A 17,738-nucleotide genomic window follows, 5' to 3' on the forward strand; every position below is an offset into this window, starting at 1 on the left:
TCGGCGGGTTCGGATCATCGCGAGGCAAATAATGGCGGAGCCGGACAAGTTTGACGATCGTCATACCAATGAGCGGAAATGTCTTCGCGGTGGGCATCGAATTGGATGGCGAGGGATACCACCCGGCCGCGTGGCGGCGGGCCGCACATGCGCCCGATCAGTTGCTCACCGGCAATACGCTGCGCAAACGCGTGAGCGCGGCCGAGAATGCTGGTTTCAAGCTCGCCACCTTCGACGATTCGATCCTGCCGCCCGCCCAGCATCCAGCCGGGCGGATCGACGGGGTGACGCGGGCTTCGTTCGTCGCGGCGACAACCAGCACCATCGGGCTGGTTGCCACGGTCGCGACCACCTACGCGGAGCCGTTCCATACCTCGTCACAACTGGCCACGCTCGATTACGCCTCGCGTGGCCGCGGCGGGTGGATCGCGACGACCGATCCCGCGGCCGCCACGGCCTGGGGACGGCCGCCGCGCATTACCGACGCGGAACTCGCACGCGAACAACGGGATTCGATCGAGGTCGCGCGTCAGCTGTGGGATTCCTGGGAAGACGATGCCGTGGTGCGCGACTATGCGGCGAGCCGATTCCTCGATCGAGACAAGCTGCACTACATCGACTTCAGCGGCGAAACGTTCTCGGTGAAGGGTCCGGCCATCGTGCCTCGACCGCCGCAGGGGCAGGTGGTCGTCTTCGCGTACGACGCCGGCGATGCTGACGTCATCCTGGTCACCGGAAGCGATCTCGCTCAGACGCTCGCCGCCGCCGACCGGGCGCGGGCCAGCGGTGCACTGGTGTTCGTCGAACTCGATGTCGCCCTGGACATTCCGGATGCCACGGCCGCCGAGCGCCTCGCCGAACTAGATGCATACACGACCGCGAATCGTACTGAGCGCCTGACGTTCTCAGGTTCCCCCACCGAACTCGTGCGCCTCATCACCCAACTCGCTGACCACGTCGAAGGCGTACGTCTGCATCCGGCCGTCATCGACGAAGATCTCCCGGCGCTGGCGCGCTACGTCCTGCCCGCACTGTTGCGCGCCGGTGTGACCCACCGTCCGGTGCCGGGTTCGACCCTGCGCGCCAATCTCGGCCTGCAGCGGCCGATCAACCGTTATGCGAAGGATCAGCACTGATGTCCGAGGTTCCGTTCCCCGACGCACAGGTCCATTTCGGCGTTTTCTTCCAGGGCGTCAACCACAGCACCATTTGGTCGGATCCGAGCAGCGGCTCGCAGATCGACTTCGAAACCTTCCGGCATATCGTCACCACCGCCGAACGTGGACTGTTCGACGCATTCTTCCTCGGTGAGGGCCTTCGCCTGCGCGAGCAGAACGGACAGCTGCTCGATACCGACATCGCCGGACGTCCCGACGCCGTTGCCCAGCTGGCGGCGCTGGCCGGGATCACCAGCCGGATCGGTCTGGTCGCCACCCAGAACACCACCTATAACGAACCGGCCGATCTCGCCCGGCGGCTCGCGGGTCTGGATCTGCTGTCCGGTGGACGCGCGGGCTGGAATGCGGTCACCACCGATAATGCCTGGACCGGTGCGAATTTCCGGCGCGGCGGCTTCCTCGACCACGCGCAGCGCTACGAGCGCGCGGGCGAATTCATCCGCACGGCCCGCGAGATCTGGGATGCCTGGTCCGACAATGCGATCGCGACCTCGCGCCGCGATATAGATTGGGCCGCATCGGATTCGGTGCGGCTGGTAACTCGCGACAACGAGCACTTCCGAGTCTCGATTACGCCGACCCTGCCGCGCAGCGCCCAGGGACATCCGGTGATCTTCCAAGCGGGTGATTCACCCGCGGGCCGCGATTTCGCTGCGACCCACGCCGAGGTCATCTTCTCCAGGCACGGAACACATTTCGACGCCGCGCTCGACTTCGCGAACGATATTCGGACACGCCTGGAACGCGCGGGCCGACCGGCCGATGACATCAAGATCCTGCCCGGTACCCAGATCGTATTGGCGGAGCGGGAATCCGAGGTCGAGGAGAAGGCGCGCTGGGTGCTGGAGGGTCAATTCACCGGTCAGACCGCACTGTCCCTGGTCGGGCAGGTGTGGGGTCGTGACCTGTCGGATCTCGATCCGGACGGTCCGCTGCCGGCGGATGATCCACAGCCCCGAGTGATTTCGGGTGAGCGCGGCGCACAGCGCGACGGTCAGGATCCGGTGGCGATCGCCCGGGAGTGGCGGGCGCTGGCCGAGGCCAAGAATCTGTCGCTGCGCCAAGTCGCCATCGAGACCTCGCAGCGGTCCGGATTCGCCGGGACACCGAGCCGGGTCGCCGACGAACTGACCCGCTGGGTCCGCCACGGCGCGACCCACGGGTTCAATATCTCGCCGTATCTGGCGCCCACCGGACTCGACGAGATCGTCGACTGGCTGGTTCCGGAATTGCAGGAGCGCGGCTCGTACCGCACCCAGTACACCGGCACCACTCTGCGCGAACACCTCGGACTGCGACCGCCGCTGACCAGGCGCTGAAAACCAGTCCGATCCGCGAAAGATGGCCGGTTTGCCTGGAAACCGAACCCGAGACCGCGTCTTACTCGTATGTTTGCCATACGCAGTGCAGATCGGAGTGGGACAGTGCAAGCAGGGGTTAGCGCGGATTATGTGATCGTCGGCTCCGGGTCGGCCGGCGCGGTCCTGGCCAACCGGCTCAGCGTCGATCCGAATGTGTCGGTGGTGGTGCTCGAGGCCGGAGGGCCGGATAAGAACAAGTTCGCCCATATCCCGGCGGCGTTCGCCAAGCTGTTCCGTTCGGAGGTGGATTGGGATTACCTCACCGAACCGCAACCCGAGCTGAAGAATCGGCAGATCTACTGGCCGCGCGGCAAAATGTTCGGCGGATCGTCATCGATGAACGCGATGATGTGGGTGCGCGGATTCCGTGCCGACTACGACGAGTGGGCATTGCTGGCCGGGGACGAATGGGGGTTCTCGGCGGCGGTCGAGCAGTTCCGCAAAATCGAGACCGTCGAGGATGCCTCGTATCCGGATGAGGGCGCGACCGGGCCGCTGCGTATTTCGCGGCAGCGCAGTCCGCGTGCGCTGACCGCGGCGTATCTGGCCGCGGTCAAGGAATCCGGATTCACTGTGGAGCCGCCGAACCGGCCCCAGCCGGAGGGGTTCAGCGAGACCATGGTCACTCAGCATGGTGGCAAACGGTGGAGCACGGCCGACGGTTATCTGAAACCGGCGATGCGCCGTCCGAATCTCACCGTATATGCCGAGGCGCTCGCGTCGCGGATCATCTTCGCAACCTCGCCGAATGGACGACCGCGCGCTACCGGTGTGGAGTATTACAAGGACGGCATCACCCAGACGGTGGCAGCACGGCGCGAGGTGATCCTCTGCGGTGGGGCGATCAATAGCCCACAGTTGCTTATGCTCTCGGGTGTCGGCGATGAGGACGAACTGTCACGTCATCACATCCCGCTTGTGCACCATGCTCCGGAGGTGGGCGCCAATCTGCAGGACCACCTGGTGGCGGCGCTCGGCTACGGCGTCGAATCCGATTCGCTGTTCACCGCGGAAAAGCCACGTCAGCTGCTCGATTATCTGATCCGGCACCGCGGCATGCTCACCTCCAATGTCGGTGAGGCCTATGGCTTCATCCGCAGCCGGTCCGATCTCGAATTGCCGGATCTGGAGCTGATTTTCGCGCCTGCGCCGTTCTTTTACGAGGGTCTCGAGGATCCCACGGAGCACGGGGTCGTGCTGGCGACGGTGCTGTTGCGGCCGCACAGTCGCGGTCGGATCTCGCTTGGTTCTGCTGATCCCGCGGCCAAACCGGTCATCGACCCGCGGTACCTCTCCGATAGCGGCGGTGCGGACCGAACTGCGATCATGTCCGGTCTGCGGGTATGCGCCGAGCTGGCCGCGGCTCCGGCTTTGAAGGCCGTACTCGGGCCGCTGATCTACCCTCCGCAGGCTCCGGTCGATCTCGAGGGCGCGATCGAGTTGACGCTGAACGGCTATTCGCACACCCTGTATCACCCGGTCGGCACCTGCCGGATGGGCACCGACGCGAGCAGTGTTGTCACCCCGCGCCTGGAAGTGCGTGGGGTGCAAGGACTCCGTGTTGCGGACGCGTCGGTGATGCCGTTGCTGATCCGCGGGCACACACATGCGCCGAGTGTGTTCATCGGTGAGCAGGCGGCTCAGTTCATCCTGCGTGCTTAGTGCGCTGCAGTAGGCGAATGCTCGATCAGCCGCGTTGCCGGGCTGGATCCTCAGGACTCTGTGTCTCCACGGGAATGCGCCGGGCGGACAACGAAATCCGTGGTTCTGGGGATCTCCGTCGCGAATAGGCTCGAAATGGCATGCAGTGCAATATCGCATTGCATGCATGTGCGCATAACGTGCTGTGCCGCATCGGATGTCAAAGCGCCCGGCCTGCCCGACCGGTGTGACGCCGCTGTGCTCGCCTCGTCGATGCGAATCATCTGGTCGCTGCCCAAAGGAGGTGCGTGGACACACCGAGTCACGCGTAGGCGAACAGGGCCAGGGAGCCTGCGGACAGGATCAGGTAGGGCATGGGATAAGCGATGTCGGCGTACCACTTGGCTCGGATAATGGTGATTTCCGCGCCGAGAAAGTAGAGGACCAGGCAGAGGGCGGCGATGAGGCCGAGTGGCGGGAACGCCAGGCCGATCAAGAGACCGAGGCCGCCGAGTGCTTTCAGGATGGCCAGTGGGTTGAGGGTCCATTGCGGGAGGCCGTAGCCGCGCATGGTCTCGCGCACCTGATCCGCCTTGACGATATCGAAGCCGGTGGCGCCGAAGGCGGCTACGGCGGCGAGGATGGTGACGACGACATATGCGATAGACATGGGAACTACCCTCCGGGTATCTCGGTTCTGTGGGTCTGCGATCGTGGGTGGGACACCTGATCGCCTATTCACGTGACGGATGCCGACCGCGAAAGGTGACCGATGCACGCACAGGAATTGCTGGCGCGACGATTCGAGACGCACCGCGATCACCTGCACGCGGTCGCCTACCGGATGCTCGGATCGGCCAGCGAAGCCGAGGATGCGGTGCAGGAGGCGTGGCTACGGCTGGATCGCTCCGATACGAGCGATGTCGAGAATCTTGCGGGGTGGTTGACCACGGTGGTCTCCCGGATCTGCCTCGATATGCTGCGCTCGCGAACCGCCCGACGCGAGGATCCGATCGATCGGCTCGTCGAACTCGGCGATACCGCCTATGACCGCGATCCGGAAAGCGAAGCGGTGCTGATCGATTCGGTCGGACGCGCGCTACTGGTGGTGCTGGATACGCTCGGTCCCGATGAGCGGGTGGCGTTCGTGCTGCACGATATGTTCGCCGTGCCCTTCGATCAGATCGCGCCGATCATCGGACGAACCAGCACCGCCACCAAGAAGCTCGCCAGCCGGGCCCGCGCGCGGGCGCACGGCGGCGCGACCGCATCCACTTCCGAACTCGCGCAGCAGCGCCATGTCGTGGATGCCTTCCTCGCCGCCGCCCGCAGCGGTGATCTCGACGCACTGCTCGCTGTACTGGCACCCGACGTGGTGCGTACGGCCGATCCGGCCGCACTGACCTCGGGTATGGCGCAGGTCGCGCGTGGGGCACGGGCGGTGGCCCGCGAGACCGTCATCCTGCGCCGCCGCTCCCAGGTCGCCACGCTCGCGCTCGTCGATGGCGCGGTCGGGATCATTGTCGCGCCGCGCGGCAAACTGCTGCTCGCGCTCGCGGTTACGGTCCTGGACGACCGAATCGCGGCCTACGAGGTGATCGCCGATCCGACCCGACTGCGGCAACTCGACTTGGCCGTGCTCCCTGAATTGCTCTGAGCCAGAGGAGGTCCAGGCCGTCGAACATCAGCCGTTGCGCATGATAGGACTCCCCTCGGCGGTCTATCGGGCCATCAGCCAGCAGACTCTTACTTCAGTCGCAGACGGCACCGAACGATGCTGAGCCCACCAACTTCGAATACTTGGCGAGTACGCCGCGGGTGTAGCGCGGCGGCAGCGGTTTCCAGCCTTCACCGCGCCGGTCGAGTTCTTCCAGGTCGATGAGAAGGTCGAGGGTGCCCGCGGCGACGTCGAGGCGGATCTGGTCACCATCGTGGACGAAGGCGATCGGTCCGCCATCGACCGCCTCGGGGGCGACGTGGCCGACGCAGAGACCGGTGGTGCCGCCGGAGAAACGTCCGTCGGTGAGCAGCAGCACGTCCTTTCCGAGGCCCGCGCCCTTGATGGCCGCGGTGATCGCGAGCATCTCACGCATACCGGGACCGCCCTTGGGCCCCTCGTAGCGGATGACCACCACATCGCCCGCGGTGATCGTGCCGTCCTCGAGCGCGTCCATCGCTGCCCGTTCGCGGTCGAAAACCCGTGCCGTACCGGTGAATACATCGGAATCGAAGCCTGCCGACTTGACCACCGCACCGCCGGGTGCGAGCGATCCGGCGAGAATGGTGATGCCGCCGGTCGGGTGGATGGGAGATGCCATGGCCCGCACCACTTTTCCGTCCGGATCCGGCGGCGCGATGGTAGCCAGGTTTTCCGCGACCGTGCGTCCGGTGACGGTCAGGCAGTCGCCGTGCAGCAGCCCGGCATCCAGCAGCGCTTTCATCATCACCGGCACGCCCCCGATCCGGTCCACATCGGTCATCACATGTCGCCCGAAGGGTTTCACATCGGCGAGGTGCGGCACCCGGCGGCCGATGCGCGCGAAATCCTCGAGTGACAGATCGACCTTCGCGTCGTGGGCGATCGCCAACAGATGCAGTACCGCATTGGTGGAGCCGCCGAATGCCATCACCACCGCGATCGCGTTCTCGAAGGCCTCCTTGGTGAGAATGTCGGCCGTCGTGATTCCCCGACGCAGCAATTCCACCACCGCCTCACCGCTGCGCCGCGCGTAGCTGTCGCGACGTCGATCGGTCGCGGGCGGTGCCGCACTGCCGGGCAGCGACATACCCAATGCCTCGGCCGCGCTGGCCATGGTGTTGGCGGTGTACATGCCGCCGCAGGCACCCTCACCCGGGCAGATGGCCCGTTCGATGGCATCCACATCCTCGCGGCTCATCAGACCGCGCGAGCAGGCGCCGACCGCCTCGAACGCATCGATGATCGTCACTTCGCGCTCGCTGCCGTCACTGAGTTTCGCGATACCGGGCAGGATCGAGCCCGCGTACAGAAACACACTCGCCAGGTTCAGCCGCGCCGCCGCCATCAGCATGCCGGGTAAGGATTTATCGCATCCGGCCAGCAGCACAGAACCGTCGAGCCGCTCGGCCTGCATCACGGTTTCCACGCTGTCGGCGATCACCTCGCGCGATACCAGCGAGAAATGCATGCCCTCATGTCCCATGGAGATGCCGTCGGAGACCGAAATTGTCCCGAATTCCATCGGATACCCGCCGCCCGCGAACACTCCCTCCTTGCACGCCTTGGCGAGCCGGTCCAGCGACAGATTGCACGGCGTGATCTCATTCCACGAGGAGGCCACACCGATCTGCGACTTTCCCCAGTCGCCGTCGTCCATGCCGACCGCCCGGAGCATCCCGCGGGCGGCCGTCTTCTCCAGACCATCGGTGACATCGCGACTACGCGGCTTGATATCGGGACCGTTCGGATCATTCGCCATGGCCACATCATTCCCCGCCCGTATCTCCACCGCTGCCGACCACGCCGATCGGCCCCGCGATTCGACCGCTGTCAGCAGGCTCAGTTGGCGGCCCAGCGTCTCGACGATCAACGATGGCGGCCCAGCCGAATGGGGCGCTACCCCCTGACGCTCGCGAATCCCATGGGCGGCGTGGGAGACGGGCCCGTGCGCAGCACCGGGCGGAAGTCGGGAAGTGCGGGCAGCACATCGGCATTGCGGGCGGCGTAGCAGCGCACGCGTGGGAGCGCTCGGGTGACCTCGGCTCGTTCCACCGGCTCGGCATCGATGAACCCGACGGTGTCCAGTTCCAAGCCGAGAGTGTGCGCGATCCGCAATAGCGACGCGGATTTGCGGCCCCAGCCGATCTCGATGGCCGAGAACATGTCGTAGAGCCCGTGTCGATAGAGCTTTTTGAGGGTGAGGTCGCGGTCACTACGGCTGGCTACGGCATGCCAGATGCCGCGCTCGCTCAGCTTCAGCAGCGTGCGCAGGGCGGCGGGGCGTGGTGCGCTGCTGGTTGCGTCGCAGACGACACCATCCCAGAGGGTGTTGTCCAATTCCCAGACAAGACATCTCAGAGCCGGTGCCATCGCCTGCCCCTATCGGTTGTTCATCGCTGCCTTTCCTGCCGTGTCGTCGGCAGATGTGCTACTGCAAAACCATCCAGCGAACGGCACGTGCCGGACAAGCCCCCGCTTTCTTGGGAGCCCGTGCGGCCGAGGCGATACTACCGGTACCGCCCGTGAATGCTCCTGTCAAAAGCCGTAGTAGCGGCGAACCAGCCGTTCATAGACCCGAGCGGGCGTGAATCGTCGGGTCCAGAACGAGAGCCGAACATCGCTGCCGCACAGGTAGGTTTGGCGTGGTTCGGGTGCTTCCAGGATTGCCCGCACCTTCCTGGCTACCGTCTCGGCGGACTGTCCGTGCTGCAGATATCCGGTGACGCGCGCCAGCACCGAAGTCCGATCGGCCGTGTATGCCTCGATCGGAACGGCAACGCGCGCAGCGGAATCGATGATCGGGGTGACCGTCCATCCCGGCGCGAGCACCGATACGTGGATGCCGAAGCCAGCGGTCTCCATCCGCATCGCCTCGCCGAGACGTTCGATGGCGGCCTTGGTAGCCGAGTACCAGCCGCCATAGGGTTCGGCGATGGCGCCCGCACCGGAGCTCACCACGATCACCCGCCCGCGGCCCTGTGCACGCATGATCGGCAGCACTTCGCGCAGCACGCGGTGGGTGCCGATCACGTTGGTATCGATGAGCGCCGCGGCCTCGTCCGGATCGGTCTCCTCCACCGAACCGACAATGCCGTAGGCGGCGAAGGTGACCACAGCATCGATGCGGCCGTGTCGTGCGTGCGCGGATTTCACCCAACTCCGCACCGCCTCGGTATCGCTGACATCGACCGCGCTCACACCGTCCCGCCCGACTTTGTCGCTGCCCTCGACCGTATAGCCGACGCACGCGAGGTATTCGACGGTCGCCGCACCCATACCGTTGGCAGCGCCGGTCACCAGAACAACGGTCACAGCGCACACACCTGCAACACACGCGGCAGCACCTCTAACCGCGCCGATTCGACAATCGTGATCTCACCGTCCAATTCGAGCGGCGCGGGTGCGGCGGGCCGCAGTTCCACCGCGGTGTCGCGACGGCAGGTGGCCAGTGCGCGACCCCTGAACTTGCCGCGGTAGAGACCTGCGATGAGCCGCAGTATTCGTGCCCGTCCCGCGGCTTTCCAGATATTCACATCGAACATGCCGTCCGCGCTGGTTACCGGTGTGTCGTAGTACATGCCACCGGCGAAGTGCACGCTCTTGAGCACACCGACATTCGTGATCGGTGCGGTGTGCACCCAGTCGGATCCGCGCAGTTGGATGGCGAGTGGCTTGTGGGTGGCGATATTGCTCAGTGCGGTGGCGAGTATGGCCGCCTCGACATTGCGGGATTTCAGCCAGCCGATCAGCCCGCGCGCCTGATTGAACGAATGATTGCCCGCCGCTACGAGTCCCATACTCGCATTGAGCAGGAAGTAGCGGACCGTTCGGGTGCCGTCCGGGAGGAGCATCGTGGCCTTGCCGACATCGACGAGCTCGGGTGTGCCGAGCCGAACCGGGATATCGGCGATACTGGTTCGCACCGGTTTGTGGAAGTCGTTGGAACTGCCCAGACCTATCGCGCCCAAAGCGATCGCTTCCGCCCCCTGCCGCGGGCGATCGGTCGCCGAGTCCATGATCGCGTTGAGGACCAGGTTGAGCATGCCGTCGCCGCCCGCCGCGACGATCACCTCGGGCGGATCCGACTCGAGAGCGGCCCGCACCAATTTCGTGGCTTGTTCCGCGTCACTGGGCATTTCGATGGTCAGAGCGGCATTCCGTTCGCGCAGAACGCTTTCTACCGGGCGCCACCGCTGCAGCGCCGTCCCGGCATTGGACTGTGGATTCAGGACGACGAGCATGATTCCTCCTCGATTCCCAGCCACTCGCGTAGCCGAGGCCAATCCCCCGTACGTACAAGCCCCGAATATCCCTGTGGGACAGCCGATTCCGCCACGTTCACCAGGAAGACGGGGATCCCGATTCGGGCCGCCGGTGCATCATTGACGGCGTCGTTGCCGATCATCACGCACTCCCCCGGTTCCGCGCCGAGCCGGTCGAGGAGTTCTCGATAGAACTCGATGCGTGGTTTCGAGCGGCGCATATTCTCGCCGCTGGTTCGGAAGGCGAACGCGGACGGGTCGTAGCCGCCCCAGCCGAGCCGGGTGGTGACCGTGCTGTCCGGCCACAGCGGGTTGGTCGCAACCACTTGTACCGTGCCCGCTTCGTGGAGCCGGGTCACGGTATCCAGTGCCGACGGCACCGGCGGAAAACAGCGACGCAGGCGCGGAAAGCCCGTCTCCGCCAGGCTCTTCAATTGGGTCGCCACCGCATCGGGTGCAAGGTCCAGCCGGTCGGCGAGCAACCGGACCATGAGCTCGGTGTTGGTGTGCTCGGTGTCGTTGGCCCGCACCTGCTTCAGCACGCCCGACAGGACACCCAGGAACCGATGCGGCGGGGCCAACTCGCGAAATGCCTGCGCGGCCGCCAGCGGCATCAGTGTCTTGAACCGGCGTCGATGCAACCGCACCAAGGTGCCGTCCAGGTCCCACAGCACTGTGCGGTTCATTCCTGGCTGTCCAGTACCGCTTGTAGATCGGCGCGGGTCAGGCCCAGCCGCGCCGCGTATTCGTCGATGCCGGGACGCTCGGTTGCACTCGTACTGATTCCGGCCCGGCTTGCCAGTTCCGAACCATATGCGGCACCGAGATCGAAGACTGTCTTGGCCAGAGCCGCTGGGAACAGCCAGCGGCCCAGATCGCGCTGGAACACCCGCGTCAGCCGGTAGGGAGCGGAGATTCGCGCGCCGAGATCGGATAGCGGCGCCGGGTCGCGCAGTGAACTCATCTTGCGCGCCTCCGCACCGGGCACCAGCAGTAGGTCCGACCACAGGCGACCGAAACGATCGCGCTTCTCGCTCGCGACGGCGGTCATATTGAATTCGGTATATGCCTTTTCGATGCGTGAGGTGTGGGTGGAGCGGCTGCGCAGCAGGGCATGGATATCTGCGGTCTTGCGCGCGGTGTCGTAGCGGGTGAAGCGGTTGATCTTCGGCGCGATCCAGCCGATCAATGCGGCGAAATCCGGGACGGGAACCAGTCGATCGGCCAGCGAAAGGGCGTGGTACATCAAGCTTTCGCTGCCTGCCTTGGCGATTTCACCGGCCAGCAGATCGTAGTCGAGGTCATCGGCGTTGCGGGCCAGGTTCCAGATGTCGGCGAGCTCGCGCACACCGGTCTTGTAGTACGGCAGGTGGATGCCGAGGTGGTGCAGGTTGTCCTCGTGCGACATGGCCCAGGCCGGCACACCGTAGAAGTCGATGCGCCGCACGCGCTTCCAGATCGCGGTGTAGTCGACGGTGTACGGGGCCAGCGGCGTGATCAGGCCCCAGTGCGTTCCGACGATAAGTGATCCGTCATGGGAGACGAACGACGGCAGGTGGTGCGAGCGTTCGGCACGGACCTTCGGCGCCTTGCCCAGCAGTTCGGACGTGGCGAAAAGGCCCAGCTCCCGGTAGATGTCGATAACGGTGTCGACCTGGTCGAGTTCGACGAGGATATCCAGGTCGTTCATCCGCTTGTAGCGCGGGTCGTGGTAGATCTGCGCCGAGAACAACATGCCCTTGAGCACCACGCAGCGCACACCGCGTTCGTCGAAACGGCGCAACAGTTCACGGGCACCGGCCAGGCGTCGATCGTTCACGGCGGCAATGTGATCGGTCACGCTGGCGAAATGTGCTCGCACCAGTTCGGGAACGAGGTCGTAGAGTTCCTCGGATTCCAAGCGGCGCTGCACCAGTGGGATGGTCGCATTGAGCTCGGCGAGTTCGAAAACCTCTGACCAGTTGGTGATCTCGTGGGCGAGCTTCGCCAATGCGGCTCGCTCGTCCTGACTCAGGTCGGCGAGCGCCGCGTGCACGAGCAGGCGTTCGGAAGCCGTGCCGCCCGCGGCGATTTCGGTTCCGGTCATATCAGCGGATTCCTTCTTCGGTGGGACCGATTTGTTCGGGGTGGAAGGCGAAGCGGCGGGCCACGGCCGAGATCTTCTCCAGCGCGAAATCCAGCTGAGCGCGGCTGAGCGTGGCCATCATGCTGACCCGTAGTCGCTGCTGTTCGCGTGGCACGGCCGGGAACTCGACGCCGTTGACGAACACGCCCTCGGCATGCAATGCCGCGACGACCTCGGCTACGGCGAGGCGCTGCGGCACCAGGATCGGGATGATCGCGGTCTGCGGATCGACCGCGAAACCCATTCGGCGCAGTTCCCGCACGAAGTAGTCGACATTGTCGTGCAATTGGCGGATCCGCTCCGGATGTGTGTCGATGAAATCGATAGCGGCGAGTACCGAGGCGACGACCGCAGGTGCGAGCGATGCCGAGAACATGTACGAGCGCGCGAAGAACCGCAGCGTGTCCACCAGATCCTTCGAACCGGCGACGAAACCGCCGGTGGTGGCGAACACCTTCGAGAACGTGCCCATGTACAGCTCGACCGATCCGGCCCCCATACCGAAATGTTCCGCGGTGCCATGGCCGTTCGCGCCGAGCACACCGGTGCCGTGCGCGTCGTCGATGGCCAGCCAGGCCCCGAACGAATCGCACAGCGCCCGAATCTCCGGCAGCGGTGCGATATCGCCGTCCATCGAATACACGCCCTCGACGGCGACCACGATGTTGGCGCCCGGATTGCGCCAGCGGATCTGCATGAGCCGGTGTCGCAGATGTCGAAGGTCGTTGTGCTCGAAGGCCATCGAGCGGACCCGGCCGAGTTGGATGCCGTCGTAGAGGCTGGCATGGCTCTGCTCGTCGTAGAGCAGGATGTCGCCCTTGCGCAGCAGACCGGTCACCCAGCCCACATTGGCGGCGTAGCCGGAGGAGAATACCAGCGCGGATTCGCAGCCCTTGGTCTCGGCGAGGCGTTCCTCCAGCCGCCGGTGCACCGAGGTGGTGCCGTTGAGTAGTGGCGGCCCGCCGTGGCCGACACCGAATTCGCGCACGGCGCGGACAGCGGCCTCGACGATCTCCGGTTCGTTGCCGAGGCCGAGATAGTTGTTCGAACCCAACATGATCAGGTCGCGGACCGCGCCACCATCGGGATCGCGGACCCGCACGACCGGACCCGCCGGTCCGGTGATCTCTCGGAGGACGAATCCGGTGCCGCGTGCGTTGGCGACATAGGGCCGGAACTCCTCGAAGCGCTGTTCGAAGGTGTGCGCGGCGGGATCGAGGTAATGCTCGAGGCTGAAGTTCTCGCCGTGTGCGGTGTCGTGCGGTGCGGCTGCCGTAGATGTCATGAGCTGTGTTCCTGAACGATGGTTGCGGTTCCGGCCTTACCGTCGAGAATCAGCACATCCCCGCTGGCGACCAACCGGGTGACACCGGGAACGCCGACGACGGTGGGGATGCCGAGTTCGCGGCCGATGATGGCGGTGTGGGAGAGCGGGCTGCCCTTTTCGCTGACCAATCCCCCGGCGGCCACCATCAGGAAGACCCAACCGGGATCGGTGCTGGATGCGACGAGGATCTGACCATCGACGACCACATCCGGTTCCGGATTGGTCAACACCAGTGCCGGGGCTTCGACTCGGCCTGGCGCACAACCGATTCCGTGCAACACACTGCCGGAATCGCCGGTAGGAGCGGGATGGTCGAAGGTCGGATCGTTGATGCCGACGGCCGCGATTCCTGCCGTGACGATTCGGGACGGCAGCTGCTCGGTGCGCCACCGCTCGTGATCACTCTTGCGTGTGGCGACCGTACGCGACGCATCTGTATCGACCGCGGTGCCACGTGTGAGGGCCGCTATCTCCTCATAGGTGAGCCAGAAGATATCACGCGGATCCTCGAGTAATCCGGCGGCGTGCAGCTGCCTGCCGTATTCCCGGAAGACCCGCTTGACCAGGCCGAAGGAGCGGCTGCGGCCCAGCCGCATATTCTCGCGCTGTTTCACGTGCTCGCGTGCGCGGCCGAGTGCGAACCGGAATGCCAACCGTTGCGGGAGCTTGCCACGGAACAGTTTCGCAGCGGTGCGCTCCGCGTCGCGCCGGATCCGCTTCTCGCGGGCCGCCATTTCGTCGATGTTCTGACCGCCACGCAGGTAGTTGCGCAGCATGGGGACCAGTCGATCCGGATGTTCGCCCAGCGGATCGGTTTCCAGCTTCAGCTCGTCGACAGTGCGGTCGCCGAACAGGGCGATGTGCCGCAGACATGCACTGCGGAAATCGGCGAATTCGCGCTGTGCCAAGGCTTTCCATACCTCATGCGGTTCCAGCGGTCCTTCGAACAGCTCACGCAGTGCGGTATCCGCCCGGACCGTTGCCGTCAGGGCGAGCGCCGAGCGAACCGGGTCGACGCTGTCGACTCCCTCTTCGCCGCAGAACAATTCATTGCGCAAGGTGATGGCGGCTGTTTCGGTGAGGCCTTCGCGTTCCAGCAGCAGACCGACGACGTGGAACATCTGCTGGGCCAGAAAGTCATTGAAGATCTGTACCGCGTAGGCCGGTACGAGTTCGTGCAAACAACGTTCCATCCACTCGAGCAGGGCTTCCGGATCTCTTTCCCGCTCCGGCGTTTCCGGGTCCAGCCGGTGGTCCAGTTCTGCGGTGAAGTTCTGGAGTTCGGTGAAGAACGCGCGCAGCCGCCGCGGAAGCCGCAACCAGCCAACGGTGATGACGACGGCGATACGTAGCCGCAGCAGATACATGTTCGCCCTGGCCAGACCGCGTTTCGGCGCGGCCCGGCGCTGGTAGCGGTTCTCGATATTGAGTGCCGCCTCCCAGCCTTCGATGGCGAACTCCATGCCCGGTATCTGCAGGAATAGCCGGTACCAGTTGCTGATGTTGTAGTAGATGCGGCCGTGTGCGGTGCCGACCAGATAGGGGTAGAGGCTCGCTGCGTTGCGTTCGACGATGGCGTCGGTGGCGCCGAAATCCTTGTGGCAGGCCCGGAATACCTGCTCATAGGCATTCCGCAGGATCGAGAAGGTCAGTGGGCTGGACAGACCGGGATATGACTCGGCGACATTCACATTGTCGAAAATTGTTTCGCGGGCACCGGTCGCGGTGATCGGCCGGGCTTGGAGCAGGTACAGCACGCCCTCGGCGTCATAGGCCCATTCGATATCCTGTGGCGCGCCGAAGGATTCGGCCAATCCCATTGCGGTATCGACGAGTTCGACCACCTGCGCGTCGGTGAGTGCCGGTTCGGTGACGGCGGCGATCTGTTCGATGACGGTGCCGGAACCGTCGGCCGCAACCACGACCCGGCTCTGCTTCTCGGCCACCGAGCGGGACACGATCGTGCCCGCGGCGGTGTCGACGAAATAGGTATCGCATTCCACGGTCCCAGCTACCACACCTTCGCCGAGACCCAGAGCTGCCGAGACGACGGCCTCGCCCGGGTCGCCGGTCTGCGGGTTGCAGCTGAAGGCGACGCCGGAGACCGCGCTGTCGATCAGCACCTGAACCAGGACGGCGCAGTCGATCTCGGTGTTGTCCAGTCCACGATGTACTCGATAGAACAGCGATCGCTCCGAGTAGGCGGAAGCGAGCACTTCCAGCACGGCCGCCGATACGTTCGCCGGGGCGACATTCAGCAAGGTGTCGAGTTGGCCCGCGAAGGAGTCCGTCGCCGAATCCTCACCGCTCACCGAGGACCGTACCGCCAGCCGAACCTCGGGTTGCGGTGTGCGGTCCACGATTTCGCGCACATTAGCGCCCAGTTCGGTATTGATCGCCGCCGGGATTTCCTGAGCCAGGATGATCGTGCGTATCTCTCCCGACACCGCACGCAACGACACAGTGTCGGTGTGATCGAGCGAATCCAGCGCCTCGGCAATGGCTGCACGGATCGGTTCGAGGATGCGCGCACACGCGGCGGCGCTCAGCACCACGAACGGTGGTACGCGATGGCCCGCCGCCACCAGCCTGCCGAGATTCGCAGCCTTGGCGCCCACTTGCGCCGCCATCGTCGCATCAGCGGCCAGTGCGAAATCGCTGACGGTTGTTCCGGTCATTGCGCGGCCTCCTGCATGGTCGTGGCCGTCGGCACCGCGGGCGCACGCCGGGTGAGCCGCACGAGTACCGGATCGGGGGTATTGGAGATCTCCGGGTTTTCCCGAACCCGCATCCCGTTGACGAGTTGGATGTCGTAGCGGGCCAATAGCATTGCGATGCCGACGCGCACCTCCGTCAGCGCCATATGTTGGCCGACGCACAGATGTGCGCCCCAGCCGAAGGGAAAGTAGCGGAAGGGTGGGCGGGCCTTGGTCTGCTCCTTGGTGAACCGGTCCGGGTCGAAGGTCAGTGGTGAATCCCAGAATTCGGGGAAGCGGTGGTTGACGAACGGGCTGATCACCACGATCGCGCCCGGTTGCAGATCGAAGCGGTCGAAGCTGTCCGGTTCGATAGCGGTGCGGCTGAATGCCCACGCGGGCGGATGCAGGCGCATCGCCTCGTCGATCGCGCGTCCCGTCAGCTCCAGCGCGGGTAGCGCCCAATCGACGCCATCGGTCAACGCGAGCGCCATATCGATCTCGTCGCGCACCCGCGCGAACACCGCTGGATTGCGGGCCAGTTCGTAGATGGTCCACGCCATCGCGCCGCCGGTAGTCTCGTGTCCCGCGAGCAGGAAGGTGAGCACCTCATGACGCAGCTGCGCGTCATCCATGGCGTGCCCGGCATCATCGCGGGCCGCGAGGAGTCGAGCCAGCAGGGACGTCGTTTCGGCATCGGCGTCCCGGTGTCGCTGAATGACGCTGTCCACCACGCGATGTAGTCGTTCGCGAACACCGTGGAAGCGGCGATTAGCTGGCGTCGGCACATTCGGCGGCACTTGAATGGGCGCGGCCATATGCCGCATCACCCACGAAACACCCTCGCGCACATCGTCTTCGATCTGGGGCAGCACACCGTCGATATCGGAGCCCATGACCGCGCGACAAACCACATCCGCCGCGAAGCCCATCACCTCGGGGACCAGGTCGAAAACCGCGCCCGTCGCCGCGTACGCATCGAGACGATCGAGCATGCGCTGTCCACACTCGACCATGAGCGGAATCTCGGTGTCGACGTGGCGGCGGGAGAATGCGGGTTTGATCAGCGCGCGCTGGCGTTTCCAGAGTTCGCCGCCGCTGGTCAGCAGTCCGGGTCCGAGCAGGTAGTTCAGACTCTGATAGCTGATGCCCTTCTCGTACTTGGCCGCATTGGCGACCAGGACCTGATTGATGTGCTCCGGCTCGACGAGCAGATGCAGCTGCTGATGCACCAGGCGCAGCCGGACGCTGCCGCGGTGTGCGACAGCCTGTTCATAGAACAGCGCGAGCGGGTCGGCGCGGTACTCCGGATACGCACCGAGCGGATGTCGCAGTACCGGACCGCCGAGCCGTCGGCCGCCGAACTTCGGCTGCACGCTCATGACTGCGCCTCGCTGGCGCTCGGCTCCGTCATGACCGTGATCACGGCTGTGTTGATTGTTCGCTCAC

General features: G+C 65.1%; 15 protein-coding genes. 5 read left to right on the top strand and 10 right to left on the bottom strand.

Annotation, left to right across the window (positions count from 1 at the left end; translation table 11 throughout):
* Window positions 1-68: 68 nt before the first annotated feature.
* From ACIBJI_RS05005 to ACIBJI_RS05015, 3 genes are all read left to right on the top strand, one after another.
* The gene (locus ACIBJI_RS05005) at window positions 69-1,136 is read left to right on the top strand and encodes an LLM class flavin-dependent oxidoreductase (RefSeq protein WP_364340660.1); all 1,068 of its coding nucleotides are present in this window, start codon (window positions 69-71) and stop codon (window positions 1,134-1,136) included.
* Entirely contained in the window at window positions 1,136-2,497 is a 1,362-nt protein-coding gene (locus tag ACIBJI_RS05010) for an NtaA/DmoA family FMN-dependent monooxygenase (RefSeq protein WP_397083109.1), read from the top strand. Before ACIBJI_RS05005 ends, ACIBJI_RS05010 begins: the two co-directional genes overlap by 1 nt.
* A 105-nt stretch (window positions 2,498-2,602) precedes the next feature.
* Window positions 2,603-4,201, top strand: coding sequence for a GMC family oxidoreductase N-terminal domain-containing protein (locus ACIBJI_RS05015; protein WP_364340656.1), 1,599 nt, complete (start codon window positions 2,603-2,605; stop codon window positions 4,199-4,201).
* Window positions 4,202-4,502: 301 nt separating this feature from the next.
* Here ACIBJI_RS05015 and ACIBJI_RS05020 read toward each other — a convergent pair whose 3' ends face one another.
* On the bottom strand, window positions 4,503-4,850 hold the full coding sequence (locus ACIBJI_RS05020) for a DoxX family protein (RefSeq protein WP_396955166.1): 348 nt from the start codon (window positions 4,848-4,850) through the stop codon (window positions 4,503-4,505).
* Window positions 4,851-4,952: 102 nt separating this feature from the next.
* Between ACIBJI_RS05020 and ACIBJI_RS05025 the strand changes: the two genes are divergently transcribed.
* Window positions 4,953-5,837, top strand: coding sequence for a sigma-70 family RNA polymerase sigma factor (locus tag ACIBJI_RS05025; protein WP_397083112.1), 885 nt, complete (start codon window positions 4,953-4,955; stop codon window positions 5,835-5,837).
* 94 nt (window positions 5,838-5,931) lie between these two features.
* Here ACIBJI_RS05025 and ilvD read toward each other — a convergent pair whose 3' ends face one another.
* Window positions 5,932-7,638 carry a dihydroxy-acid dehydratase gene (gene ilvD / locus ACIBJI_RS05030; protein WP_364340650.1) on the bottom strand — a complete coding sequence of 569 codons (1,707 nt, stop codon included), beginning with the start codon at window positions 7,636-7,638 and terminating at the stop codon, window positions 5,932-5,934.
* Here ilvD and ACIBJI_RS05035 point away from each other — a divergent pair.
* A complete protein-coding gene (locus ACIBJI_RS05035) occupies window positions 7,637-7,786 on the top strand; it encodes a hypothetical protein (protein ID WP_397083114.1) in 150 nt (49 codons plus the stop codon). The two genes, ilvD and ACIBJI_RS05035, sit on opposite strands and share 2 nt — an antisense overlap.
* Here ACIBJI_RS05035 and ACIBJI_RS05040 read toward each other — a convergent pair.
* From ACIBJI_RS05040 to ACIBJI_RS05075, 8 genes are all read right to left on the bottom strand, one after another.
* The gene (locus ACIBJI_RS05040) at window positions 7,776-8,249 is read right to left on the bottom strand and encodes an HAD-IIIC family phosphatase (protein ID WP_364340648.1); all 474 of its coding nucleotides are present in this window, start codon (window positions 8,247-8,249) and stop codon (window positions 7,776-7,778) included. The two genes, ACIBJI_RS05035 and ACIBJI_RS05040, sit on opposite strands and share 11 nt — an antisense overlap.
* Window positions 8,250-8,414: 165 nt before the next feature.
* Window positions 8,415-9,191 carry an SDR family NAD(P)-dependent oxidoreductase gene (locus ACIBJI_RS05045; protein WP_397083116.1) on the bottom strand — a complete coding sequence of 259 codons (777 nt, stop codon included), beginning with the start codon at window positions 9,189-9,191 and terminating at the stop codon, window positions 8,415-8,417.
* Window positions 9,188-10,120, bottom strand: a complete 933-nt coding sequence (locus tag ACIBJI_RS05050) for a diacylglycerol kinase family protein (RefSeq protein WP_364340644.1) — start codon at window positions 10,118-10,120, stop codon at window positions 9,188-9,190. Before ACIBJI_RS05050 ends, ACIBJI_RS05045 begins: the two co-directional genes overlap by 4 nt.
* Window positions 10,105-10,827, bottom strand: coding sequence for an HAD family hydrolase (locus ACIBJI_RS05055; RefSeq protein ID WP_364340642.1), 723 nt, complete (start codon window positions 10,825-10,827; stop codon window positions 10,105-10,107). Before ACIBJI_RS05055 ends, ACIBJI_RS05050 begins: the two co-directional genes overlap by 16 nt.
* Window positions 10,824-12,227, bottom strand: coding sequence for a nucleotidyltransferase family protein (locus ACIBJI_RS05060; RefSeq protein ID WP_397083119.1), 1,404 nt, complete (start codon window positions 12,225-12,227; stop codon window positions 10,824-10,826). Before ACIBJI_RS05060 ends, ACIBJI_RS05055 begins: the two co-directional genes overlap by 4 nt.
* Before the next feature lies 1 nt (window position 12,228).
* Complete coding sequence (locus tag ACIBJI_RS05065) at window positions 12,229-13,551, bottom strand: pyridoxal phosphate-dependent aminotransferase family protein (protein ID WP_364340638.1); 1,323 nt, start codon at window positions 13,549-13,551, stop codon at window positions 12,229-12,231.
* Complete coding sequence (locus ACIBJI_RS05070) at window positions 13,548-16,271, bottom strand: PEP/pyruvate-binding domain-containing protein (protein ID WP_396955160.1); 2,724 nt, start codon at window positions 16,269-16,271, stop codon at window positions 13,548-13,550. Before ACIBJI_RS05070 ends, ACIBJI_RS05065 begins: the two co-directional genes overlap by 4 nt.
* Window positions 16,268-17,671, bottom strand: a complete 1,404-nt coding sequence (locus ACIBJI_RS05075) for a cytochrome P450 (protein ID WP_396955159.1) — start codon at window positions 17,669-17,671, stop codon at window positions 16,268-16,270. Before ACIBJI_RS05075 ends, ACIBJI_RS05070 begins: the two co-directional genes overlap by 4 nt.
* Between the last annotated feature and the right edge of the window lie 67 nt (window positions 17,672-17,738).

It is taken from the genome of Nocardia sp. NPDC050408 (genome assembly GCF_044458905.1).
Taxonomy (GTDB): domain Bacteria; phylum Actinomycetota; class Actinomycetes; order Mycobacteriales; family Mycobacteriaceae; genus Nocardia.

What these genes read in the sequence shown, in the direction of transcription:
- ACIBJI_RS05005 (WP_364340660.1), top strand. Translation starts at nt 69, where the DNA reads ATGAGCGGAAATGTCTTCGCGGTGGGCATCGAATTGGATGGCGAGGGA.
- ACIBJI_RS05010 (WP_397083109.1), top strand. Translation starts at nt 1,136, where the DNA reads ATGTCCGAGGTTCCGTTCCCCGACGCACAGGTCCATTTCGGCGTTTTC.
- ACIBJI_RS05020 (WP_396955166.1), bottom strand. Translation starts at nt 4,850, where the DNA reads ATGTCTATCGCATATGTCGTCGTCACCATCCTCGCCGCCGTAGCCGCC.
- ACIBJI_RS05025 (WP_397083112.1), top strand. Translation starts at nt 4,953, where the DNA reads ATGCACGCACAGGAATTGCTGGCGCGACGATTCGAGACGCACCGCGAT.
- ACIBJI_RS05035 (WP_397083114.1), top strand. Translation starts at nt 7,637, where the DNA reads ATGGCCACATCATTCCCCGCCCGTATCTCCACCGCTGCCGACCACGCC.
- ilvD (WP_364340650.1), bottom strand. Translation starts at nt 7,638, where the DNA reads ATGGCGAATGATCCGAACGGTCCCGATATCAAGCCGCGTAGTCGCGAT.
- ACIBJI_RS05040 (WP_364340648.1), bottom strand. Translation starts at nt 8,249, where the DNA reads ATGGCACCGGCTCTGAGATGTCTTGTCTGGGAATTGGACAACACCCTC.
- ACIBJI_RS05050 (WP_364340644.1), bottom strand. Translation starts at nt 10,120, where the DNA reads ATGCTCGTCGTCCTGAATCCACAGTCCAATGCCGGGACGGCGCTGCAG.
- ACIBJI_RS05055 (WP_364340642.1), bottom strand. Translation starts at nt 10,827, where the DNA reads ATGAACCGCACAGTGCTGTGGGACCTGGACGGCACCTTGGTGCGGTTG.
- ACIBJI_RS05060 (WP_397083119.1), bottom strand. Translation starts at nt 12,227, where the DNA reads ATGACCGGAACCGAAATCGCCGCGGGCGGCACGGCTTCCGAACGCCTG.
- ACIBJI_RS05065 (WP_364340638.1), bottom strand. Translation starts at nt 13,551, where the DNA reads ATGACATCTACGGCAGCCGCACCGCACGACACCGCACACGGCGAGAAC.
- ACIBJI_RS05070 (WP_396955160.1), bottom strand. Translation starts at nt 16,271, where the DNA reads ATGACCGGAACAACCGTCAGCGATTTCGCACTGGCCGCTGATGCGACG.
- ACIBJI_RS05075 (WP_396955159.1), bottom strand. Translation starts at nt 17,671, where the DNA reads ATGAGCGTGCAGCCGAAGTTCGGCGGCCGACGGCTCGGCGGTCCGGTA.